General features: G+C 68.0%; 6 protein-coding genes. 5 read left to right on the plus strand and 1 reads right to left on the minus strand.

What is annotated here, in order from left to right; translation table 11 throughout:
• Positions 1–359 precede the first annotated feature (359 nt).
• The 5 genes from BDIM_RS14100 (at position 360) to arfB (ending at position 4,105) form a co-directional block, all read left to right on the plus strand.
• Positions 360–830: an iron-sulfur cluster assembly scaffold protein gene (locus BDIM_RS14100; RefSeq protein WP_003166266.1), complete on the plus strand. Its 471-nt coding sequence runs from the start codon at positions 360–362 to the stop codon at positions 828–830.
• A gap of 80 nt (positions 831–910) precedes the next feature.
• The gene (gene yidD / locus BDIM_RS14105) at positions 911–1,159 is read left to right on the plus strand and encodes a membrane protein insertion efficiency factor YidD (protein ID WP_040346297.1); all 249 of its coding nucleotides are present in this window, start codon (positions 911–913) and stop codon (positions 1,157–1,159) included.
• Positions 1,156–3,096, plus strand: coding sequence for a threonine--tRNA ligase (gene thrS / locus BDIM_RS14110; protein ID WP_040346299.1), 1,941 nt, complete (start codon positions 1,156–1,158; stop codon positions 3,094–3,096). Before yidD ends, thrS begins: the two co-directional genes overlap by 4 nt.
• 152 nt (positions 3,097–3,248) lie before the next feature.
• Positions 3,249–3,707 carry a YaiI/YqxD family protein gene (locus BDIM_RS14115; protein ID WP_003166268.1) on the plus strand — a complete coding sequence of 153 codons (459 nt, stop codon included), beginning with the start codon at positions 3,249–3,251 and terminating at the stop codon, positions 3,705–3,707.
• Positions 3,704–4,105: an alternative ribosome rescue aminoacyl-tRNA hydrolase ArfB gene (gene arfB, locus BDIM_RS14120; RefSeq protein ID WP_003166269.1), complete on the plus strand. Its 402-nt coding sequence runs from the start codon at positions 3,704–3,706 to the stop codon at positions 4,103–4,105. Before BDIM_RS14115 ends, arfB begins: the two co-directional genes overlap by 4 nt.
• Positions 4,106–4,264: 159 nt before the next feature.
• Here the strand turns inward: arfB and BDIM_RS14125 are convergent.
• On the minus strand, positions 4,265–4,601 hold a 337-nt coding region (locus tag BDIM_RS14125), incomplete at its 5' end, for a hypothetical protein (protein WP_050796742.1).

Consider the following 4,601-nt stretch of genomic DNA (forward strand, 5'->3'; position numbering starts at 1 on the left):
GAGGCCATCCTGCGCCGCGACCTGCCGCCCGAAGCGGCGGACCAGAACCTGCGTTGGCTGGCCGCGCGGATGCAGCCGGGGCAGACGCCCTCTCCCGCCGTGGCTGAAACGTCGCCGACCGCGCGGACGTGGTCGTCGCTGCAGGGCGGATAGAACGCGACTTTCTCCCTCCCCTTTTCATGGGGAGGGTGGCCGAGCCCTTCAGGGCGAGGTCGGGTGGGGGCGGCTTGGCTATCCAGGTGCCGCGTTCATGACCCAGCCCTCCCCACCCGGTCGCTGCGCGACCACCCTCCCCATGAAGGGGAGGGAGAAGCGTCGCCTCTCTTCACCTTCCGCCCTTGAGGGCCTATCTTCATCCCGTGATCGACGACCTTTACAGCGCGCGCATTCTGTCGCTGGCGGCCAACCTGCCGCACAGCGGGCGCCTGCCTGCGCCCGAAGGCTCGGCCGAGCGGGTCGCCAAGCTGTGCGGGTCGAAGGCGATCGTCGACGTGGTGCTGGACGCGGACGGCCGCGTCAGCGGCTTCGCCCAGACAGTCAAGGCCTGCGCCCTGGGTCAGGCGGCGGCGGGCGTGGTCGGGGAAAACGTCCTTGGCGCCTCGGTTGAGGAGATCGAGGCCGCGCGCGACGCCATGTCCGCCATGCTGAAATCCGGCGGCGACGGTCCCGAGGGCCGCTTCGAAGCCTTACGCGTCCTGAAGCAGGTCGCCGACTATCCCGCCCGCCACGCCTCGACCATGGTGGCGCTGGAAGCGACGCTGGAGGCGGCTCAGCAGGCGTTGGCCAAACACCAGAGCGATACGCGAACTCGTCTCGCCGGCGCGGCCTGAACGGCGCGTCGGTTGATCCCCCTGCCGTGAAGAGGGATAAGCGCGACGAACCCGAAACAGAGCCCCCGGCGAAGGGACCGATGTCTCTCTACGAACGCAGCGTCCGCGCGGCCCATCGGGGCTATAAGCTGACGCTGTCCCCCCTGATCGGCCAGCAGTGCCGGTTCATGCCGACCTGTTCGGATTACGGGCGCGACGCCCTGATCCAGCACGGTCCGCTGCGGGGGGGATGGCTCACCGTGCGGCGCCTCTGTAAATGCCATCCCTTCGGCGGTTCGGGCTATGATCCCGTTCCGCCCGCCAAGACCGAAAAAGAACGACCGTCATGATCGAACTGAAATTCCCCGACGGCGCCGTGCGTCAGTATCCGGCCGGCTCGACGGGCCGCGACGTGGCCGCCGCCATCTCGCCCTCGCTGGCCAAGAAGGCGGCCCTGGTCGTCTGGAACGGCGAGCAGCGCGACCTGGACCGCGTCATCGACGGCGACGGCGACTTCCGCCTGCTGATGCGCGACGACCCCGAGGCGCTGGAGACCATCCGCCACGACGCCGCCCACGTGCTGGCGCAGGCCGTGCAGGAGTTGTTCCCCGGCACCCAGGTGACGATCGGCCCGGCCATCGAAGACGGCTTCTATTACGACTTCGCCCGCGACGAGCCCTTCTCGACCGACGACTTCCCGAAGATCGAGAAGAAGATGGCCGAGATCATCGACCGGGGCGCCCCGCTGGAGCGTCAGGTCTGGAACCGCGACGAGGCCATCGCCCACTTCGAAAAGATCGGCGAGGCATATAAGGCCGAACTGATCCGCGACCTGCCCGAGACGGAAACGATCACCGTCTACAAGCAGGGGGAATGGGCCGACCTGTGCCGGGGGCCGCACTTCCCGACGACCAAGTTCGTGGGCAAGGCCTTCAAGCTGACCAAGCTGGCGGGCGCCTATTGGCGCGGCGATTCCAACCGCGCCCAACTGCAACGCATCTACGGCACGGCCTGGGCGACCAAGGAAGACCTGGACGCCTATCTGCTGCGTATCGAGGAAGCCGAGAAGCGCGACCACCGCAAGCTGGGCCGTTCCATGGAGCTCTTCCATATGCAGGAAGAGGGCCGGGGCATGGTCTTCTGGCACCCCAAGGGCTGGGTGCTGTGGCGCGTACTGGAGGCCTATATGCGCCGCCGTCTGGACGCCGCCGGATACGTCGAAGTCAAGACGCCCCAGGTGCTGGACCGCAAGTTCTGGGAGGCCTCGGGCCACTGGGACAAGTACCGCGCCAATATGTTCGTCTGCGAGACGGTCGAGGGCGAGACGCTCAGCCTCAAGCCGATGAACTGCCCCGGCCACGTGCAGATCTTCGATCAGGGCCAGCGGTCCTATCGCGAACTGCCGCTGCGCATGGCCGAGTTCGGCGCCTGCCACCGCTATGAGCCGTCGGGCTCGCTGCACGGCCTGATGCGCGTGCGCGGCTTCACCCAGGACGACGCCCACATCTTCTGCCGCGAGGACCAGATCGTCGAGGAGACGGCCGAGTTCATCAAGCTGGCCTATTCGGTCCACGCCGACCTGGGCATGGAGACCAAATACATCAGCCTGGGCACCCGCCCCGAACTGCGCGCCGGCACCGAGGAATTCTGGGACAAGGCCGAGGCCCAGATGCTGGAAGCCGCCCGCGCCGCCGGAACCGAGCCGGTCGTCACCGAGGGCGACGGCGCCTTCTACGCGCCCAAGCTGGACTTCATCGTCAAGGACGCCATCGGCCGCGAATGGACCTGCGGCACGATCCAGCTGGACTATGTGCTGCCCGAGCGTCTGGATGCGACCTACATCGCCGAGGACGGCCAGAAGCACCGTCCGGTCATGCTGCACCGCGCGATCCTGGGCTCGTTCGAGCGCTTCATCGGCATCATGATCGAGAACTACGCCGGGGCCTTCCCGCTATGGCTGGCGCCGACGCAGGCCGTGGTGGCAACCATCACCTCTGACGCCGACGGTTACGCCGAAGAGGTTCTGGCCAAGTTCCGGGCGGCGGGTCTGCGCACCGAGATCGACCTGCGCAACGAGAAGATCAACTATAAGATTCGCGAGCACTCGGTCGCCAAGGTGCCCGCCATCGCCGTGGTCGGCCGCAAGGAGGCCGAGGAAGGCAAGGTCGCCATCCGCCGCTTCGGCTCCCAGGCCCAGACGATCGTCACGGTCGAGGAAGCCATCGCCATGCTGACGGACGAGGCCCTGGCGCCGGATCTGAAGCGCATCCGCGACGGCGTGGCGTAAGACTGAGCGCGCTTCTCCTCTCCACTTTGTGGGAAGGTGGCGCGGCGCCGAAAGGCGACGTGACGGAGGGGCTGCCGGTCGCGCTGGCCCCTCCACCACTTCGTGGTCCCCCTCCCCATGAAATGGGGAGGAAAAGGCGCCATAAGCCTGTCATGGCCACCACCCTCTACATCGACGCCGACGCCTGCCCCGTGAAGGAGGAGGTGTACCGCGTGGCGCGCCGCTGCGGGCTGAAGGTCTTCGTGGTGTCCAACGCCTGGATCAACACCCCGCGCGAGCCGCTGATCGAACAGGTGATCGTCGACGCCGGGCCGGATGTCGCCGACGACTGGATCGCCGAGCGCGCCCAGCGCGGCGACATCGTCATCACCGCCGACATTCCGCTGGCCGACCGGGTGCTGAAATCGGGCGCCCAGGCGCTGAAGTCGAACGGCCAGCTATTCACGGCCGACTCCATCGGCTCGGCCCTGGCCGGGCGGATGATCGGCGAGCACCTGCGCTCCATGGGCGTGCCGACCAGCGGGCCGCCGCCCTTCTCGGCCGCCGACCGCTCGCGCTTCCTGCAGGCGCTGGACGCCGCCGTGGTGCGGGCGCGCAGAGACGCGTCATGAGCCGCATTCCTGAAGACGAGCTGGAGTTCCGCTTCTTCCGCGCCGGCGGACCGGGCGGGCAGAACGTCAACAAGGTCTCGACCGCCGTGCAGATGCGGTTCAACGTGAAGAACTCGCCCAGCCTGACCGAGCCGGTGAAGGCGCGGCTGATGAAGCTGGCGGGCAGCCGCCTGACGCTGGACGGGGTGATCGTCATCAGCGCCGTGCGCTTCCGCACCCAGGAGCGCAACAAGGCGGACGCCGTCGAACGGCTGGAGGCCATGGTCGCCGAGGCCTCGATCAAGCCGGTCTATCGCGTGCCGACCCGGCCGACGCGCGCGTCCAAGGAGCGTCGGCTGCAGGCCAAGTCCAGCCGATCCTCGATCAAGAGCGGACGCGGCAAGCCGTCGCTGGATTAGGTTTCCACCCCCCTCCGTCATCCTCGGGCTTGACCCGAGGATCAGAGGCGGCGTCGCGCTCCTGTTTCCGAGGTCGGGCGCGCGAATAGCTGGATCCTCGGGTCAAGCCCGAGGATGACGGCGAAGGGATGGGGGAGGAGGGCTGTGCGGAGAGCGCCCTCAGTCCTGTGCCGGACGGAACAGCAGGGCCGCGATCTGGTCCTGGTCGTCGAAGGCGATGACCCAGTCGGTGGCCTGCTTCTCGAACACCACGCGGAACATGTCGGCGCCGCTCTGCTGGCCGCGATGCTCGATCGTCTTCAGCGCGCCGAACTGCTGGATGAGGGGCGCCACCGCGCCGGACTGGGCGCGAATCTGCTCGGCCATGTCGGTGCTGAACACCGAATAGTCGATCTGATTGGCCTGGAAGGCGGCGATGACCCGGCGCAGGGCCTCTTCCGAACGGGCGATGTCCGGCGCCTGGGCGACGGGACCGGCGACCGGCGGCGAGGCGGGC

The sequence above is a fragment of the Brevundimonas diminuta ATCC 11568 genome (assembly GCF_000204035.1).
Taxonomy (GTDB): domain Bacteria; phylum Pseudomonadota; class Alphaproteobacteria; order Caulobacterales; family Caulobacteraceae; genus Brevundimonas; species Brevundimonas diminuta.